At 48.2% G+C, this 17237-nt stretch carries 15 protein-coding genes and 1 other annotated feature; all 15 genes read right to left on the bottom strand.

The window, feature by feature from the left end:
- On the bottom strand, positions 1-536 hold a 536-nt coding region (locus HMPREF1152_RS02605; RefSeq protein WP_009643590.1), incomplete at its 3' end, for a GTP-binding protein.
- An 87-nt stretch (positions 537-623) separates the two neighbouring features.
- On the bottom strand, positions 624-2693 hold the full coding sequence (fusA, locus tag HMPREF1152_RS02600; protein WP_009643572.1) for an elongation factor G: 2070 nt from the start codon (positions 2691-2693) through the stop codon (positions 624-626).
- 51 nt (positions 2694-2744) lie between these two features.
- On the bottom strand, positions 2745-3215 hold the full coding sequence (gene rpsG, locus HMPREF1152_RS02595) for a 30S ribosomal protein S7 (RefSeq protein ID WP_009643582.1): 471 nt from the start codon (positions 3213-3215) through the stop codon (positions 2745-2747).
- A 99-nt stretch (positions 3216-3314) separates the two neighbouring features.
- Complete coding sequence (rpsL, locus tag HMPREF1152_RS02590) at positions 3315-3728, bottom strand: 30S ribosomal protein S12 (RefSeq protein WP_009643583.1); 414 nt, start codon at positions 3726-3728, stop codon at positions 3315-3317.
- A gap of 169 nt (positions 3729-3897) precedes the next feature.
- Complete coding sequence (rpoC, locus tag HMPREF1152_RS02585) at positions 3898-7527, bottom strand: DNA-directed RNA polymerase subunit beta' (RefSeq protein ID WP_009643600.1); 3630 nt, start codon at positions 7525-7527, stop codon at positions 3898-3900.
- 13 nt (positions 7528-7540) lie between these two features.
- Entirely contained in the window at positions 7541-11368 is a 3828-nt protein-coding gene (rpoB, locus tag HMPREF1152_RS02580; RefSeq protein ID WP_009643592.1) for a DNA-directed RNA polymerase subunit beta, read from the bottom strand.
- A gap of 314 nt (positions 11369-11682) precedes the next feature.
- Positions 11683-12048 carry a 50S ribosomal protein L7/L12 gene (rplL, locus tag HMPREF1152_RS02575; protein ID WP_009643591.1) on the bottom strand — a complete coding sequence of 122 codons (366 nt, stop codon included), beginning with the start codon at positions 12046-12048 and terminating at the stop codon, positions 11683-11685.
- Between the two features lie 93 nt (positions 12049-12141).
- Positions 12142-12660 carry a 50S ribosomal protein L10 gene (gene rplJ / locus HMPREF1152_RS02570; RefSeq protein WP_009643597.1) on the bottom strand — a complete coding sequence of 173 codons (519 nt, stop codon included), beginning with the start codon at positions 12658-12660 and terminating at the stop codon, positions 12142-12144.
- A gap of 71 nt (positions 12661-12731) precedes the next feature.
- Positions 12732-12844: a sequence feature (ribosomal protein L10 leader region), on the bottom strand.
- Between the two features lie 13 nt (positions 12845-12857).
- Positions 12858-13553, bottom strand: coding sequence for a 50S ribosomal protein L1 (gene rplA, locus HMPREF1152_RS02565; protein ID WP_009643576.1), 696 nt, complete (start codon positions 13551-13553; stop codon positions 12858-12860).
- 51 nt (positions 13554-13604) lie between these two features.
- Positions 13605-14030, bottom strand: coding sequence for a 50S ribosomal protein L11 (gene rplK / locus HMPREF1152_RS02560; RefSeq protein WP_009643571.1), 426 nt, complete (start codon positions 14028-14030; stop codon positions 13605-13607).
- 34 nt (positions 14031-14064) lie between these two features.
- A complete protein-coding gene (nusG, locus tag HMPREF1152_RS02555; protein ID WP_009643573.1) occupies positions 14065-14658 on the bottom strand; it encodes a transcription termination/antitermination protein NusG in 594 nt (197 codons plus the stop codon).
- Positions 14659-14675: 17 nt separating this feature from the next.
- The gene (gene secE, locus HMPREF1152_RS02550; RefSeq protein ID WP_009643595.1) at positions 14676-14960 is read right to left on the bottom strand and encodes a preprotein translocase subunit SecE; all 285 of its coding nucleotides are present in this window, start codon (positions 14958-14960) and stop codon (positions 14676-14678) included.
- A 13-nt stretch (positions 14961-14973) separates the two neighbouring features.
- Positions 14974-15123, bottom strand: coding sequence for a 50S ribosomal protein L33 (gene rpmG, locus HMPREF1152_RS02545; RefSeq protein WP_009643586.1), 150 nt, complete (start codon positions 15121-15123; stop codon positions 14974-14976).
- Positions 15124-15346: 223 nt separating this feature from the next.
- Positions 15347-16435 carry a 23S rRNA (guanosine(2251)-2'-O)-methyltransferase RlmB gene (gene rlmB, locus HMPREF1152_RS09925; RefSeq protein ID WP_009643577.1) on the bottom strand — a complete coding sequence of 363 codons (1089 nt, stop codon included), beginning with the start codon at positions 16433-16435 and terminating at the stop codon, positions 15347-15349.
- Positions 16436-16618: 183 nt separating this feature from the next.
- Positions 16619-17110, bottom strand: coding sequence for a dihydrofolate reductase (locus tag HMPREF1152_RS02535; protein WP_009643593.1), 492 nt, complete (start codon positions 17108-17110; stop codon positions 16619-16621).
- Positions 17111-17237 lie beyond the last annotated feature (127 nt).

Raw genomic sequence — 17237 nt, 5'->3', positions numbered from 1 at the left:
GCCTTGAGTGCCGATCCTCTCACGATCGGTGTGTCATCTCCGGGGAACTCATACTCGTCAAGAAGCTCTCTTACCTCCATCTCTACGAGATCCAGCAGTTCCTCGTCGTCTACCATATCGCACTTGTTCAGGAATACGATGATATATGGTACGCCTACCTGTCTCGACAGAAGGATGTGCTCTCTTGTCTGAGGCATCGGTCCATCTGTTGCCGCCACTACCAGGATAGCTCCGTCCATCTGTGCTGCTCCTGTGATCATGTTCTTAACGTAGTCGGCGTGTCCCGGGCAGTCTACGTGTGCGTAGTGTCTGTTTGGTGTCTCATACTCTACGTGTGCAGATGAAATCGTGATTCCTCTTGCCTTCTCCTCCGGCGCCTTATCGATCTGGTCGAATGCTACGTCTGCTCCGAGTCCATATCTTGCGTGAAGAGTCTTTGTGATTGCCGCTGTCAGAGTTGTCTTGCCGTGGTCAACGTGGCCGATTGTACCAATGTTGATATGCGGCTTGGTTCTCTCATACTTCTGCTTTGCCATGATAATTTCTCCTATTTAGAATTATTTGCAATAATTTGTTGTAAAACTTCATATTCCCGCCCGAGTAACCTCATGCGAGATTATAGATTATTTTGTAACCTTCTCCTTCAAGCTCTCCGGAAGCTTGTCGAAGTGGTCGAACTGCATTACGTACACACCACGTCCCTGTGTCTTGGAACGCAAGTCTGTAGCGTATCCGAACATCTCGGATAGCGGGACGAAACCTCTTACGATAGCTGCTCCGTTGTTGATGTCAGAGCCTTCGATAGATCCTCGTCTGGCACTGATATCTCCGATGATGTCACCCATGTTGTTTTCAGGCACAGTAACCTCTACCTTGAAAATCGGCTCGAGCAGCACCGGCTTTGCCTTCTTGCACGCTTCCTTGAAGCCCATGGTGGCTGCAATTTTAAACGCCATCTCTGACGAGTCCACCTCGTGGTAAGAACCGTCGTACAGGTCCACCCCAACGTCTACAATCTGGTAGCCTGCGACAGGTCCGTTCTGCATTGCTGCGATCATTCCCTCCTCAATCTTCGGGATGTACTCCTTAGGAATAGCACCGCCTGTGACGGAGTTCTTGAACTCGAAGCCGGAACCTGCCTCTCTTGGGTATAGTCTGAACTTAACGTGTCCGTACTGACCGGAACCACCGGACTGTTTCTTGTGCTTGTAATCCTCATCAACCTCAGCGGTAATCGTCTCCTTGTAGGATACCATCGGCTTGCCTACGTTTGCCTCTACCTTGAACTCTCTGAGAAGTCTATCAACGATAATCTCGAGATGAAGCTCACCCATTCCGGCGATGATAGTCTGTCCGGTATCCGGGTTAGTGTATGTTCTGAAGGTTGGATCTTCCTCAGCCAGCTTGGAGAGAGCAATACCCATCTTCTCCTGACCGGCCTTGGTCTTAGGCTCAATAGCAATCTCGATTACCGGATCCGGGAATTCCATAGATTCGAGGATGATCGGTTTCTTCTCATCACAGAGCGTATCTCCTGTTGTAGTCTGCTTGAGACCTACAGCTGCAGCAATATCTCCGGCGTAAACCTTCTCGATTTCCTCTCTGTGGTTAGCGTGCATCTGAAGGATTCTTCCGATTCTCTCACGCTTACCCTTAGTCGCATTGTATACGTACGAACCCGTCTCAAGTGTTCCGGAGTAAACTCTGAAGAACGCGAGTTTTCCTACGTATGGGTCTGCTACAATCTTGAACGCAAGCGCCGAGAACGGCTCCTTATCGCTCGAATGTCTAACATCCTCTTCATCTGTGTCGGGGTTAACACCGCCAATAGAAGGAATGTCTGTCGGTGCCGGCATGTAATCCACAACGCCATCCAGCATCATCTGAACACCCTTGTTCTTGTATGCAGATCCGCAGAATACAGGGAAAATATTTCCTGCGATCGTTTCTCTTCTGATGACGGCCTTGAGCTCCTCGTTGGATATCTCCTCTCCCTCGAGGTACTTCATAGTCAGCTCCTCATCGAGCTCTGCGACAGCCTCAACCATCTTGTCATGCCAAGCCTGTGCCTCTCCCATCATATTGTCAGGGATATCAACTATGTCGAACTCCTTACCTGTTGCATCATTCTTGTCGTAAACCTCAGCCTTCATTGTGACGAGGTCGATGATTCCTTCGAACATGTTCTCGGATCCGATAGGAATCTGTACAGGAACCGCATTAGCTCTCAGTCTATCGTGAATAGTATCGAGTACGTGGAAGAAATTTGCACCGAGAATGTCCATCTTATTGACGAAGATCATCCTTGGTACGCCATACTTCTCAGCCTGTCTCCATACTGTTTCGGACTGAGGCTCAACGCCCTCCTTAGCACTCAATACCATTACCGCACCATCGAGTACACGCAGCGATCTCTCTACCTCTACAGTAAAGTCTACGTGTCCCGGCGTATCGATAATGTTGATTCTTGTGCCCTTCCATTGAGCGGTAGTAGCAGCAGAGGTAATTGTAATACCACGCTCCTGCTCCTGAGCCATATAGTCCATGGTAGCAGCACCATCATGAGTCTCACCGATCTTATGAGTCTTTCCTGTGTAATAAAGGATTCTCTCAGTCGTTGTTGTCTTTCCGGCATCGATATGAGCCATGATTCCAATATTTCTGGTATTTTCTAGAGTAAATTGTCTAGCCATAAATCCTCCTTCCTGCTATTATCTCATTTCTATCAGGTGTGTCATCTCTGATTACCACCTGTAGTGTGCAAACGCCTTATTAGCCTCAGCCATCTTATGAGTGTCTTCCTTTCTCTTCACAGATGCACCTGTGTTGTTGGAAGCGTCCATAAGCTCGTGAGCTAATCTCTCAGCCATGGTTCTCTCACCTCTAAGTCTTGTGAACTTTGTGAGCCAACGCAGGGCTAGAGTCTGTCTTCTCTCAGGTCTAACCTCGATAGGAACCTGATAGTTTGCACCGCCGACTCTTCTTGCTTTAACTTCTAGTACAGGCATGATGTTGCTCATTGCCTTCTCAAATACTTCCAGCGGTTCCTCGCCTGTGGATTCCTTGATCTGGTCAAATGCATCGTAAACGATTGCCTGGGCTACGCCCTTCTTCCCGTCCAGCATAATGCTGTTGATCAGCTTTGAAACCACTACGCTACCGTATACTGGATCCGGAAGTACTTCTCTCTTTGGTACGTTACCTTTTCTTGGCACTTCTCTTCCCTCCTTAAGTCCACGGGGTACTCGGCCTGTTTCTGTCGCTGGCCGTGTGCGCCTTAATATCATATATTAAGGACAATATCCCGAAATCAATTACTTCTTAGGTCTCTTTGCTCCATACTTGGAACGTCTCTGACCACGACCCGATACGCCGGCAGCGTCAAGTGTTCCTCTAACGATGTGATATCTTACACCCGGGAGGTCCTTAACTCTTCCGCCTCTGATAAGTACAACACTGTGCTCCTGTAGGTTGTGACCGATTCCAGGGATATATGCTGTTACTTCGATACCGTTAGTCAAACGAACTCTCGCAACTTTTCTCAGTGCTGAGTTAGGCTTCTTAGGAGTTACAGTCTTAACTGCAACGCAGACTCCCCTCTTCTGAGGTGAATTTACGTCAGTAAGGGTCTTCTTAAGGTTGTTCATGTTCTTGCCAAGAGCCGGTGAACCTGACTTCTTAACTGCACTCTTTCTGCCCTGACGAACTAATTGGTTAATAGTAGGCATTATTGTCTCCTTTCTTATAAAATTTACTCATTCAAACCCGCAGTGGCTGATTGGACAGCCCCCGCGCAGTATATTGAACCTGTATAGTATAACAGCCGATGCACTGAATTGTCAATGCATCGGCTGTACATTATGAATTTGTACGATTTACAGCTCTTAGAGCTCCGTATTACTCTTCAATGCCGTCGTACAGCACGCCGGACTGAGGCTTAAGGTTAGCTGACGGCATCTTTAAAACCATGTTCTCACCATCAAAGCTCGACTGCATCAGAGGCTCATTTTCACCGTAATCTACGTCAACTGCTCCGTAACGCTTCATACCTGTTCCGGCGGGGATCAGCTTACCAATCATGACGTTCTCCTTGAGTCCGTCCAGGTGGTCAGTCTTACCCTTAACTGCAGCGTCTGTCAGGACACGAGTAGTCTCCTGGAAGGATGCGGCAGATAGGAACGAGCTTGTAGCAAGAGCTGCCTTAGTGATGCCAAGTAACTGGCGCTCATATGTAGCAGGCTCGCTGTTCTCCGGATCAATTGCCGCGTTAGCCTTGTTGATCTCGTTGATGCTGTACATGCTGCCCGGCAGGAGGTTGGTATCCCCGGCCTTCTCAATCTTGTACTTGGACAGCATCTGAGATGCAATAACTTCAACATGCTTGTCGTTGATATCTACACCCTGCTGTCTGTATACTCTCTGAACCTCGCGCAGCAAGTACTCATATACTCCCTGTACGCCGAGGATTCTCATTACATCATGAGGATCAAGCGGTCCCTTTGTAATCTGCCCGCCGGCTTTGACCTTATCACCAACCTTGACGTTAAGTCTTGAGCCGTAAGGAATGATGTACTCATGATCCCCATCCTTCTCTCTGACAACAACGCTTGTTCTGTTGTCATCTGTAGGCTCGATGGATACAACATCTCCGTCTCCCTCGCAGATCTCAGCAAGTCCCTTAGGCTTTCTGGCCTCGAACAGCTCCTCGACTCTTGGAAGACCCTGTGTGATATCGCTGCCGGCTACACCTCCGGTGTGGAACGTTCGCATTGTCAGCTGAGTACCCGGCTCACCTATCGACTGAGCAGCAATGATGCCAACTGTCTCACCCGGGAGCACTGCAGTTCCCGTTGCGAGGTTCCTGCCGTAGCACTTAGCGCAAACTCCACGCTCAGCCTTACAAGTCATGACAGATCTGATCTTGACAGCTTCAACTCCGGCAGCTTCGATTGCCTCGGCAACATTGTCCTGAATGAAATCTCCTGCCTTCGCCAGGCTTTCACCTGTCTCAGGATGAACAACATCCTCAGTGATGTATCTGCCTGCAATCCTCTGTGCCAACGGCTCGATTACTTCCTTGCCATCTGTAAATGCCTGTATCTTAACACCCTCATCCGATCCGCAGTCGTCCTCTGTAACGATTACACTGTGCGAGATATCTACAAGCCTCCTTGTCAGATATCCAGAATCCGCTGTACGCAGCGCTGTGTCCGCAAGTCCCTTACGCGCACCGTTGGATGAAATGAAGTACTCCAGAATCGATAGTCCTTCGCGGAAGTTGGCCTTGATAGGAATCTCTACCGTGTGACCTGTGGCATTAGCCATCAAGCCTCTCATGCCGCCGACCTGGCTGATCTGAGATTTATTACCTCTGGCTCCGGAGTTAGCCATGATAAACAGGTTGTTGAGGGATCCGAGGGAATCCATCAGAGCATCAGCAACATTGTCGGTTGCGTCCTTCCACGTCCTGATGATTCTATCGTAACGCTCCTTGTCCGTCATCAGACCCCGTCTGTATGCCGCCTCGAACTTATCCACCTGCTTATCGGCAGCTGCAACGATTTCAGCCTTCTCCTCCGGAATCTCCATATCGGAAACGCTGATAGTAACAGCAGCCTTGGTGGAATATTTGTATCCAATGCCCTTAACGTAGTCGAGCATCAGAACTGTCCTTGTGTTGCCGTGTTTCTTGAAGCACTTGTCGATGATAACACCGAGCTTCTTCTTATCGCAGAGGAAGTCCACCTCCAGCGAATATGGATCCTCTTCTCTATTTACAAAGCCCATATCCTGAGGAAGTCCCTGGTTGAAGATGAATCTGCCTACGGTAGACTCTACCAGCTTGCCCGGGTCTCCAGGGAACGCACGTCTTCTAACCTTGACCTTAGCGTGGATACCAACCGTGTGGTTCTGGTAAGCCATGAGCATCTCATCGATGTCTGTAAAGCACTTGCCATCACCCTTCTCGTTCTCCAGATTACGATTCTCCGTACCCTCGTGTGTGAGGTAGTAGCTTCCGAGTATCATATCCTGAGTAGGGATTGTGATCGGTGATCCATCCTTAGGCGCCAGGATGTTGTTGACAGACAGCATGAGGAATCTGGCCTCTGCCTGTGCCTCTACGGATAGAGGTACGTGGACAGCCATCTGGTCTCCGTCGAAATCGGCGTTAAACGCCGTACAAACGAGCGGGTGGAGCTTAATAGCCTTGCCCTCTACCAGAACCGGCTCGAAGGCCTGAATTCCCAGTCTGTGCAGTGTAGGAGCACGGTTGAGCAGCACAGGATGATCCTTGATTACATAGTCGAGAACATCCCATACCTCGGGCTTCATCTTCTCGACCATTGTCTTGGCGCTCTTGATGTTATGTGCATACTCCTGCTGTACCAGCTCCTTCATGATGAAGGGCTTGAACAGCTCCAGAGCCATTGTCTTAGGCAGACCGCACTGGTAGAACTTGAGCTCAGGTCCTACTACGATTACGGAACGGCCCGAATAGTCAACACGCTTACCGAGCAGATTCTGACGGAAACGTCCCTGCTTACCCTTGAGCATGTCGGACAACGACTTGAGCTGTCTGCCCGCAGCACCTGTCACGGCCCTTCCTCTTCTGCCGTTGTCAATCAGAGAGTCAACCGACTCCTGCAGCATTCTCTTCTCGTTTCTGACGATTATATCAGGAGCCCCAAGCTCGAGCAGCTTCTTGAGTCTGTTGTTTCTGTTAATAACTCTTCTATATAGGTCGTTGAGGTCGGATGTAGCAAATCTGCCGCCTTCAAGCTGCACCATAGGTCTCAGATCCGGCGGGATTACCGGAACTACATCGAGAATCATCCACTCGGGTCTGTTTCCGGACTGCTTGAGAGCCTCGATCACCTCAAGCCTCTTAACCAGACGGATTCTCTTCTGTCCGGTAGCCTTCTTGAGCTGCTCACGGAGAACTTCGGTCTCCTCGTCTACATCAATATTTTCGAGAAGCTTTTTGATTGCCTCAGCTCCCATCGCTGCCTCAAAATTCTTGCCGTAAATCTCGCGAGCTTCATTATACTGGTTTTCTTCGATTATCTGTTTGTACTCGAACGGAGTCTCTCCCGGGTCAGTTACGATATATGCTGCAAAATACAGCACTCTCTCGAGCTGCTTAGGAGTGATATCGAGCACGAGGCCGATTCTTGAAGGAATTCCCTTGAAGTACCAGATATGAGATACAGGACTAACGAGCTGAATGTGTCCCATTCTCTCTCTTCTAACCTTGGACTTCGTTACCTCAACTCCGCAATAAGGGCACACAATGCCCTTAAAGCGAATCTTGTTATATTTACCACAGGAGCATACCCAGTCCTTAGTCGGCCCGAAGATCTTCTCGCAGAAGAGTCCGTCCCGTTCAGGCTTGAGAGTTCTGTAGTTGATAGTCTCCGGCTTAGTCACCTCGCCGTGAGACCACTCAAGCATCTTCTCTGTTGAAGCCAACTTGATCTGCAGGGATTCAAAATTTCTAAGATCTTGATTGTTATCGTTTTTAGTCATGCTTCCCCCTTATTTACTCATCAATAGCTTCGTCGCTTGTACCGATTATCTCGTCAAGACTTACCATTTCCGGCTCATCATCGTCATCCGATACCTCAGGTACATCCTCTGTGTCTGCATCAAGTACTGCAGTTAACTTATCCAGAATGCTCAGATCCGGCTCGTCATCAGCGTCATCTGCCTCATCAGCATCATCGTAGACGTCTTCCTGTGCCTGCTTAGCAAGCATCTCCTCTTCTTGTTCGCGCTCACGCTCCTGCATAGCCTCTGTACGCCTGTCAGCTTCCTTCAGCATACGATCTACTGAGGCAGGCTCATCGTACTCGGATGTATCCTTGAGCTTAATTTCCCTGTTGTCACCGGACATCACTCTAACGTCAAGTGCCAATGCCTGAAGCTCCTTGATGAGCACCTTGAAGGACTCAGGAATTCCCGGCTTAGGAATATTCTTACCCTTTACGATCGCTTCGTAGGTCTTGACACGTCCAATGATATCGTCGGACTTAACAGTCAGAATCTCCTGGAGTGTATAAGCAGCTCCATAAGCCTCGAGAGCCCACACCTCCATCTCTCCAAATCTCTGACCGCCGAACTGAGCCTTACCACCGAGCGGTTGCTGGGTTACCAGCGAGTAAGGACCTGTGCTTCTGGCGTGAATCTTGTCGTCTACAAGGTGGTGCAGCTTGAGCATGTACATGTATCCGACAGTTACCGGGCTATCGAAATACTCACCGGTTCTGCCGTCTCTCAAGTTGAGCTTGCCCGTCTTGGGATATCCGCACTCATCAAGGAGATTGATTACGTCAGTCTCGCTTGCTCCATCGAAGACGGGAGTCGAGATGTACCAGCCCTTAGTCTTAGCGGCGAGCCCCAGATGAACCTCGAGCACCTGTCCGACATTCATTCGGGAAGGTACTCCCAGTGGGTTAAGCATTACCTGCAAAGTCTCACCATCTTCCTTGAATGGCATATCCTCCTCGGGTAGGATTCTGGAAATTACACCCTTGTTACCGTGACGACCCGCCATCTTATCTCCGACGTTGATCTTCCTCTTTGTAACTATGTAAACTCTTACGATCTTGTTTACTCCCGGCGGAAGCTCTGAACTGTTCTCTCTTGTAAATTCTCTTACGTCGATGACGATACCCGTCTCACCGTGAGGAACCTTGAGAGAAGTATCTCTTACTTCCTTGGACTTTTCACCGAAGATAGCGCGCAGCATTCTAACCTCCGCAGTCAGATCTGTCTCGCTCTTAGGTGTCAGCTTTCCAACAAGGATATCCGAGGACTTGACTTCTGCACCGATTCTGATAATTCCGTCCTCATCGAGTTCCTTGAGAGCCTCTTCACTGAGGTTAGGGATATCTCTGGTGATTTCCTCCGGCCCAAGCTTAGTGTCACGAGCCTCGCACTCGTACTTAACAATATGCAGCGATGTTAGAACGTCGTCCATGAGCAGTCGCTCATTGAGAATGATAGCATCCTCGTAGTTGTATCCTTCCCATGTCATGAATCCGATAAGCAGGTTCTTACCGAGGGAAATCTCTCCCATGTTGGTGGAAGGTCCATCTGCCAGAACCTCGCCTGCCTCAACATGCTCGCCGTGAGCAACGATCGGCCTCTGGTTGATGCATGTTCCCTGGTTGGATCTCTTGAACTTGAGCAGCTTGTACTCATCAAGCTCGCCGTTGTCATCTCTGCGAACTCTTATGTACTGTGCATCTATGAACTCGATTGTACCGGCTGCCTTGGCCAGCAATACCGCGCCGGAGTCACAAGCAGCCTTGTACTCGATCCCTGTTCCAACGTACGGAGCCTCTGTCACGAGCAACGGCACAGCCTGTCTCTGCATGTTGGAGCCCATCAGAGCACGGTTAGCGTCGTCGTTCTCAAGGAACGGAATCATAGCTGTCGCAACGGACACTACCTGCTTAGGAGAAACGTCCATGTAGTCGACATCAGATCTTTTTGCAAGAGTAATCTCTCCCTTGATGCCTCTTACAGCTACCTTGTTATTTACAAAATGGCCTTCAGTATCAAGCGGTTCGTTGGCCTGAGCCACTATCATGAGCTCCTCGTCGTCTGCGGACAGATAATCAACCTGCTCGGTTACAATACCTGTAGCCTTGTCAACCCTGCGGTATGGGGTCTCGATGAAGCCATACTCGTTGATGATGCCGTATGTTGTGAGAGAACCGATAAGCCCGATGTTAGGGCCTTCCGGTGTCTCAACAGGGCACATTCTGCCGTAATGTGTATAGTGAACATCGCGCACCTCGAATCCGGCTCTCTCTCTGGATAGGCCGCCGGGTCCAAGTGCGGAAAGCCTTCTCTTGTGAGTCAGCTCTGCAAGAGGGTTGTTCTGATCCATAAACTGTGACAGCTGAGAGCTGCCAAAGAATTCCTTGACTGCTGCAGTTACAGGTCTGATATTGATGAGCTGCTGAGGTGTTGCGTTCTCAGTAGTCATTCTCTCCCTGACCGATCTCTCCATCCTTGCAAATCCAATACGGAACTGATTCTGCAGCAATTCTCCGACAGATCTGAGTCTGCGGTTGCCGAGGTGGTCGATGTCATCCGTCTCACCGATATCATATGTCAGGTTGAGAAAGTAGCTCACAGACGCAACGATATCGTCGTGAATAATGTGCTTTGGCGAGAGTTCATTCTTGTGAGATGCGATTGCAGCCTTGAGCACATCCTCATCTCCGGCAGCCTGCTCGATTATTTCCATGAGAACCGGGTAGTAAACCTTCTCGGAGAGTTTGTATGGAGCGAGATTGAGGTCGATATACTTGGTCGGGTCAACGAAATTGTTACCGATAACCTTAACTATCTCATCATCCTCAGTCTTGCTGTATACGTATGCAAAAGCGACGCCGGCATCCTCAATCTCCATGGCTCTCTTGCGTGAGATGAACTCGTCCTTCTCAACGAGGACCTCCCCCGTAGCCGGATCGATGATGGATTGAGCAGCTGTCGTTTCAACCAGTCTGTTGTGGATACCCAGCTTCTTATTGTACTTGTATCTACCAACCTTTGCGAGATCGTATCTGCGGGAATCAAACAGGAGCGAGTTAACCATAGATCTGGCATTCTCAACCGTTGGAGGATCTCCGGGTCTAAGTCTCTTGTAAATCTCTTTGACACCGTCATCTGCATTCTTGGTGCTGTCCTTCTCAAAGGTTCTTAGTAGAGCGGGATTCTCGCCAAAGGTTTCGAGAATCTCGTCGTTTGAGCTCATCCCCATCGCTCTCAGGAACGACGTGAGCGGAAGCTTTCTGGTTCTATCAACTCTTACATACAGAACGCCTGCAGAGTCTGTCTCATACTCGAGCCAAGCACCTCTGTTAGGAATAATAGTCGAAGAATAGAGCTTATTGTTCGACTTATCTGTATCAAACTCAAAATACGGTCCCGGAGATCTTACAAGCTGTGTTACGATAGCTCGCTCCGCACCGTTGTATATGAATGTGCCTTTTTCTGTCATCAATGGGAAGTCTCCCATGAAAACATCTTGTTCCTTGATTTCGAGAGTTTCCCTGTTTATCAATCTTACCTTGACCGTCAGAGATGTAGCGTAGGTGGCATCACGCTCTTTGCATTCCTCCTGATCGTACTTAGGTGTATCTGAGAAGGAGTAGTCCGCGAACTCCAGGCTCAAAGTATTGGTGGTATCCCTGATTGGAGATACATCTTCCAGAACTTCGGCCAGTCCTTCTTCGACAAACCACTTGTATGACTTAGTCTGAATATCAATGAGGTTCGGCATCTCGCAAACTTCGTTGATTTTGGCGAAAGTCATACGTTCTTTCCTTCCAACTTTTACAGGTTTTGGCATGTTATCACTCCTTGTTATATAAGAAAAAACGTCTCCATAGCAACTTATTATTATAGTGCAAGGTTGTAAATTATTCAAGCTCTCTAACGGGCATATTATGTATTTTTTGTAATATTTCGATACTTTAGAGTCGGAAAACTACAAAAAATACATAGGCGCCGATAGCTTATCCGGCAATCACGCTGTGAACTCCCTAGCCCTCTTGGCGTGTAGTTTTATTTTGTAATTTGTGTAGGCACTTTTCGAGCTTCATTAAATAGCAAGAATTGGGCTCCCGTAACCAGGAGCCCAATCCCTATTATTGTGTTATTCGATTATTTAAGTTCTACTGTAGCTCCAACCGCCTCAAGCGCTTCCTTGAGAGCGTTAGCTTCAGTAGCATCAACGTTCTCCTTAATGTTAGCAGGTGCTCCGTCAACAAGCTCCTTAGCTTCCTTAAGTCCGAGACCGGTAGCTTCTCTTACAGCCTTAATAACCTTGATCTTCTGGTCACCGACACCTGCAAGAACTACTGTGAACTCTGTCTGCTCCTCAGCAGCGTCTGCTCCACCGGCAGCCGGTGCTGCAACTACAGCTGCAGCTGCAGATACTCCGAACTCCTCTTCGCAAGCCTGAACGAGCTCGTTGATCTCAAGAATGGTCATACCCTTTAGGGCTTCAATGATCTGATTCTTATCCATTTTATTTCTCCTTTTGTCTAAATTTGCTGATATCTCAGCCTCGATATGTCGATACTTCGACGAAATGTCTAAATGTTTGTTGCTATTTTCAGCTTATGCCTCAGCAGTCTCTCCTGCCGGTGCTTCGCCCTCATCAGCAATTGCCTTGAATGTTCTAACAAGCTGTGAGATAGGCGACTGAATGCTTCCCATGAAACGTGCGATAAGCTCTTCTCTTGATGGGATATCTGCAAGTGCTTCAACCTGTTTAGCGTCATATACTGAACCATCAACGAATCCGCCCTTAAATGACATCTTGTTGTACTGCTTCATTGCCTTCTTGAGAAGTCTGGCAGCTGCTGTAGCATCCTCTTCACAGAATGCGAATGCACTGGATCCCTTGAGTGCATCGCCAAGAGCTTCGTACTCTGTTCCGGCGATTGCACGCTTTACAAGTGTATTCTTATATACAGTTAGGCTTACACCGTTCTCTCTAAGAGTTCTTCTTAGTTCGTCAGCTTCAGCTACCGTAATTCCAAGATAGTCTACAACTACAACTGATATGGATTTTTCAAATTTTTCTTTAATCTCGTCGACAATCAGCTGCTTTGCGTTCTTTGCTTCTACAGACATTTGGTCTCCTTTCCTGAACACTTTGTGTCCATATTTGTGGTTTACCTATTCGGTCTTGTGTGTCAATACCAAGTACGGTACAAATAACCCCGCTGCGAGACAGCGGGGAACAAATTTATGTTTGTACCTCGGTGGGAAATTAAGCTTTCGCTCCCACTGTCTACGGTTGATATTCGATTATTAACACCGGCCGACTATTAGCTTAGGGATGCTGTGCTGATCTTAACTCCGGGACCCATTGTCGATGCAATAGTAACGCTCTTGAAATATTGACCCTTAGCAGCTGCAGGCTTAGCCTTTGCAACAACCTGAATCAGAGCATTAGCGTTATCTGCAAGCTGCGCCTCGGTGAATGAGCACTTGCCGATGATCACATGGATAATGTTAGCCTTGTCAAGACGGTACTCAACTTTACCTGCTTTGATCTCTTCGAGCGCCTTCTGTACATCCATCGTTACAGTACCCGACTTAGGGTTTGGCATAAGTCCCTTAGGACCGAGAACCTTACCGAGACGTCCTACAACGCCCATCATGTCCGGTGTAGCAACTACTGAATCAAAGTCGAACCAGTTCTCCTTCTGGATCTTTTCTGCGAGATCCTCTGCGCCTACGTAATCTGCGCCGGCCGCCTGAGCTTCTTCAGCCTTAGCGCCCTTAGCAAAAACAAGAACTTTCTTGCTCTTACCTGTTCCGTGCGGAAGTACGGTTGCGCCTCTAACCTGCTGGTCTGCGTGTCTTCCGTCTACACCGAGACGAATGTGCATCTCAACAGTCTCATCAAACTTTGCATTTGCAAAGCTCTTAACGTTCTTTACAGCCTCTGCAACATCATAAGTCTGCGACTTATCGAAAGACTCCGCGATTGCGCTGTATCTTTTACTTTTCTTAGCCATATTTCCTCCTTGTGGTTCTAACGACGCTTCTCAACAAACGTCTCCCACCGGTTACTCTGTTACGGTGACTCCCATGCTGCGAGCTGTTCCCTTGATCATGTCAGTAGCTGCCTCAAGTGTAGCTGCATTGAGATCCTGCAGCTTAGTCTTCGCAATCTCCTCTGCCTGTGCGTAAGTAATCGAAGCTACCTTGGTCTTGTTAGGTTCGCCCGATGCCTTATCAATACCGGCTGCCTTCTTGATAAGCACTGCTGCCGGCGGAGTCTTGCACACGAATGTGAATGATCTGTCGCTGTAAACCGTAATCACAACCGGAATGATCATCCCCTGCTGATCCTGAGTCTTAGCATTGAACTGCTTACAGAAGTCCATGATGTTAACGCTCTTCTGACCTAGGGCCGGACCAACCGGTGGTGCAGGTGTTGCGCCTCCCGCAGGGATCTGAAGCTTAATATAGCCGTCGATCTTTTTTGCCATCTTATTCTCCTTTCTCTGAGACTGTGGTTCTCAGTTAGTTAAGTTTTCCCACCTGCGAGAACTCAAGCTCTACAGGTGTATCTCTACCGAACATCGACACCTTAGCCCTTACAATCTGCTTGTCGGGACTGATATCCTCTACGATACCCATCTGACCCTCGAAAGGGCCGCCGATAATGCGGATTGTATCGCCAATCTCGACATCCAGGTCGATACGCATCTTCTCAACACCCATCCTAACCACTTCTTCCTTGGTTAGCGGAATAGGATCCGAACCGTGACCCACGAATCCCGTAACACCCTCTGTGTTACGCACGAGGTACCAGGTCTCGTTATTAACGATCATCTTAATTACTACGTAGCCCGGGTAGAGCTTTCTAGTCTTGACCTTGCGCTGGCCATTTTTTATCTCAACTCTATCCTCTGTGGGAATTGCGACCTCAAGGATGAGGTCCTGCATTCCTCTATACTCTACCATCTTCTCAATGTTCGTCTTAACTTTGTTTTCATAACCAGAATACGTATGGATCACGTACCACTTAGCGGTACCATCTCCACGCAGACCTTCGCCTTCAAGTGGTGACAGCGTTGTGCCGCCCGTATTCAAGTTGTCGGTCTTCTCTGTCATGTGTGTCTCCTTCTAGCCTATTTCGAGAGTGTGATTCCGAGAAGCTTCTTGAGGACAGCCAGAAAGCCTGTGTCCATCCCCCAGAAAAGAAGGGAGAAGAAAATGCACACACCGAACACAACTACTGTGTCCTTAACCAGTTCTTGCCTCGTCGGCCACACTACCTTGGCCATCTCCTGTTTAACACCAGTGAAATATCCAATGATACCTCCACGCGACTTGCGCTGTTCAGGTCTATTAGTATTCTTCTCCGACTGAGTTTCGTTACCACCTCTGGATACTTTTTCATTGTTGTTTGCCATGATGTTCCCTCGACTACTTAGTCTCCTTGTGAAGAGTTTCCTTGCCACAGAACTTACAATACTTCATAAGCTCAATTCTGTCAGGATTGTTCTTCTTGTTCTTAGTTGTGTTGTAGTTCCTCTGCTTGCACTCTGTGCACGCCAATGTAATCTTATTTCTCAAGGTGATGACCTCCTTTGCAAATATATATGTAAGCTAATTGCTTCTCTCAACTCAAAAGTCAGAGCCCGCCATGCAAGCTCTGTCGTGAATTCATAAAGTAGCCTCATAATAATACGCTGAGCAACTGTCAATGTCAAGTATTTTACTTGATATTGACAGCATTGACAGCATTTAAAGTATTCTACTTGATATTTCATGCTGTACAACTCCCGTCTATAATCAGCTAACAATCCCTGCTGCGTCTGACAGCATACATAATAATAGCTGCCGCATTAGATGCGTTGAGCGAATTGATGCTCCCCTTCATCGGAATCGAAATTGACAGGTCGCACTTCTCTCTGACGAGTCTGCTGATACCCTTCCCTTCATTTCCGATCACTAGCGCTATCGCACCCTTCATCACGCCTTCAGTCTCATAATAAGCTTTTCCGTTCATATCTACAGCTGCTACCCAAACACCTTGTCGCTGCAGTTCCTCGATAGTCCGGCCTATGTTGGTTACTCTGGCAACCGACATGCGCTCCAGTGCCCCGGCCGACGTCTTCGCAACAGTACTTGTAAGACCACAGGCATTGCGCTTGGGGATTATAACTCCATGAGCATCGGCACACTCGGCAGTTCTGATAATCGCGCCCAGGTTGTGCGGATCGGATATTTCGTCCAGCACAAGTATGAACGGTGGTTCCTCGCTTTCATCTGCGCGCTTCAGGATTTTCTCGACTGTCGAGTATGAATACGCGGAAATCTCTGCAGCTACACCTTGGTGCTTTTCACCGTGTGCCATGCGATCCAGTACGATTCTTGGGACTGTATCCACTACTATGCCTGCATCCTTTGCCATGGCTCTAATCTTCACGACTGAACCTTCGGCTCCGGCAGCCATATAGATTCTCTCAATCTCTCTGCCGCTCTTGATTGCTTCCATAACGGGATTGCGGCCGGCTATAAGATTAGCGGCCGGAGCCCTCTGCTCCTCAGCAAAGCTGTCGCCACGGCTCTCCCATTCGTTGACATTAGATATGTTTCTATATGTATCGCGCAGGCGGCTGCTTGAATTTCTGCTGCGCTGCGAGCTATCATAACTGCTCATATTACCTCCACGCTGCGAACTGCCATAGCTATTTGCATTACCGTCACTACGCTTCGCTCTTGAAGAACAGCTGCTCGAGTCTCCTCGAAATTCATCTCCCGCCTTTCCATCATATGATCTAAATGCAGCCTTACCACGCTCTGCACGTCTCCGGTATACCCCGTGGGCATCGCGCCTATTCTTACCATGAGCACCGGTTTTCTTTTTATCTGATCTTGCCATTATTGATTCACATCCTTCTAAATAATTGTTCGCCTAATTAGAATTGTACCGATATCTCCATACAGATAGACGGTTTCATCACATGGGGGGCTTTGGGTAATCCGAGTAATTGGTCATCGGATACTGATTCAGATAAACTCTAAGAGCCTTGCGGATAACCTGCATGTTTGAAATAATCCGGCTTTAGACTCTCTCATATAAAGTGAACTCATAGTCTATGCCGTTCTCTCTATGCATCTCACTCTTCCACGTCTCTTTGAAATCACTGTCCTCATCGAGGTTAACCATGAATTTGTCGGCATGTAAATCCGCATGCATCTTGGTTACAAAACATTTATCGCAATACCTATAAAGCTTCTTGTAGATGCTCTCACCACCGATGATGAATATATGCTCCCGGTCGTACCGCTCAAGCTCCTTAAGCAGCTCCTCCTCGCTGTGCACCGCAATACATCTCTCAGCCGAAAATTCTCTATTGGAAGTAAGCACATAGTTGACACGTTTCGCCAGCCCTCTCTGCTTAGGAAGACTCTCGAGCGTCCTACGACCCATCACCACGACTCCGTCAGTCGTCTTTTCCTTAAAATACTGCATGTCGCCCGGAATAGATGCGAGCAAGCCGTTGTTGCAACCGATACCCCATTTTTCATCAACAGCTACTATTAGATTCATCATTCATTTCAGTTTATTATCGTTTAGTTTGACCATCACTATTATCTCAAGTCGAACAAGTCGAAAAACGGCGCTCCTTATCACCGCTCAGTTCGGGCATTGCCGATGCCTCAAGTTATGTGGTTAATTT

It is taken from the genome of Mogibacterium sp. CM50, assembly GCF_000293155.1.
Classification (GTDB): Bacteria; Bacillota; Clostridia; order Peptostreptococcales; family Anaerovoracaceae; genus Mogibacterium; species Mogibacterium timidum.
This window is presented reverse-complemented; position numbering and strand designations above follow the sequence as displayed.

What these genes read in the sequence shown, in the direction of transcription:
- fusA (WP_009643572.1), bottom strand. Translation starts at nt 2,693, where the DNA reads ATGGCTAGACAATTTACTCTAGAAAATACCAGAAATATTGGAATCATG.
- rpsL (WP_009643583.1), bottom strand. Translation starts at nt 3,728, where the DNA reads ATGCCTACTATTAACCAATTAGTTCGTCAGGGCAGAAAGAGTGCAGTT.
- rpoC (WP_009643600.1), bottom strand. Translation starts at nt 7,527, where the DNA reads ATGACTAAAAACGATAACAATCAAGATCTTAGAAATTTTGAATCCCTG.
- rpoB (WP_009643592.1), bottom strand. Translation starts at nt 11,368, where the DNA reads ATGCCAAAACCTGTAAAAGTTGGAAGGAAAGAACGTATGACTTTCGCC.
- rplL (WP_009643591.1), bottom strand. Translation starts at nt 12,048, where the DNA reads ATGGATAAGAATCAGATCATTGAAGCCCTAAAGGGTATGACCATTCTT.
- rplJ (WP_009643597.1), bottom strand. Translation starts at nt 12,660, where the DNA reads ATGTCTGTAGAAGCAAAGAACGCAAAGCAGCTGATTGTCGACGAGATT.
- rplA (WP_009643576.1), bottom strand. Translation starts at nt 13,553, where the DNA reads ATGGCTAAGAAAAGTAAAAGATACAGCGCAATCGCGGAGTCTTTCGAT.
- rplK (WP_009643571.1), bottom strand. Translation starts at nt 14,030, where the DNA reads ATGGCAAAAAAGATCGACGGCTATATTAAGCTTCAGATCCCTGCGGGA.
- nusG (WP_009643573.1), bottom strand. Translation starts at nt 14,658, where the DNA reads ATGACAGAGAAGACCGACAACTTGAATACGGGCGGCACAACGCTGTCA.
- secE (WP_009643595.1), bottom strand. Translation starts at nt 14,960, where the DNA reads ATGGCAAACAACAATGAAAAAGTATCCAGAGGTGGTAACGAAACTCAG.
- rlmB (WP_009643577.1), bottom strand. Translation starts at nt 16,435, where the DNA reads ATGGCAAGATCAGATAAAAAGAAAACCGGTGCTCATGGTAAGAATAGG.
- HMPREF1152_RS02535 (WP_009643593.1), bottom strand. Translation starts at nt 17,110, where the DNA reads ATGATGAATCTAATAGTAGCTGTTGATGAAAAATGGGGTATCGGTTGC.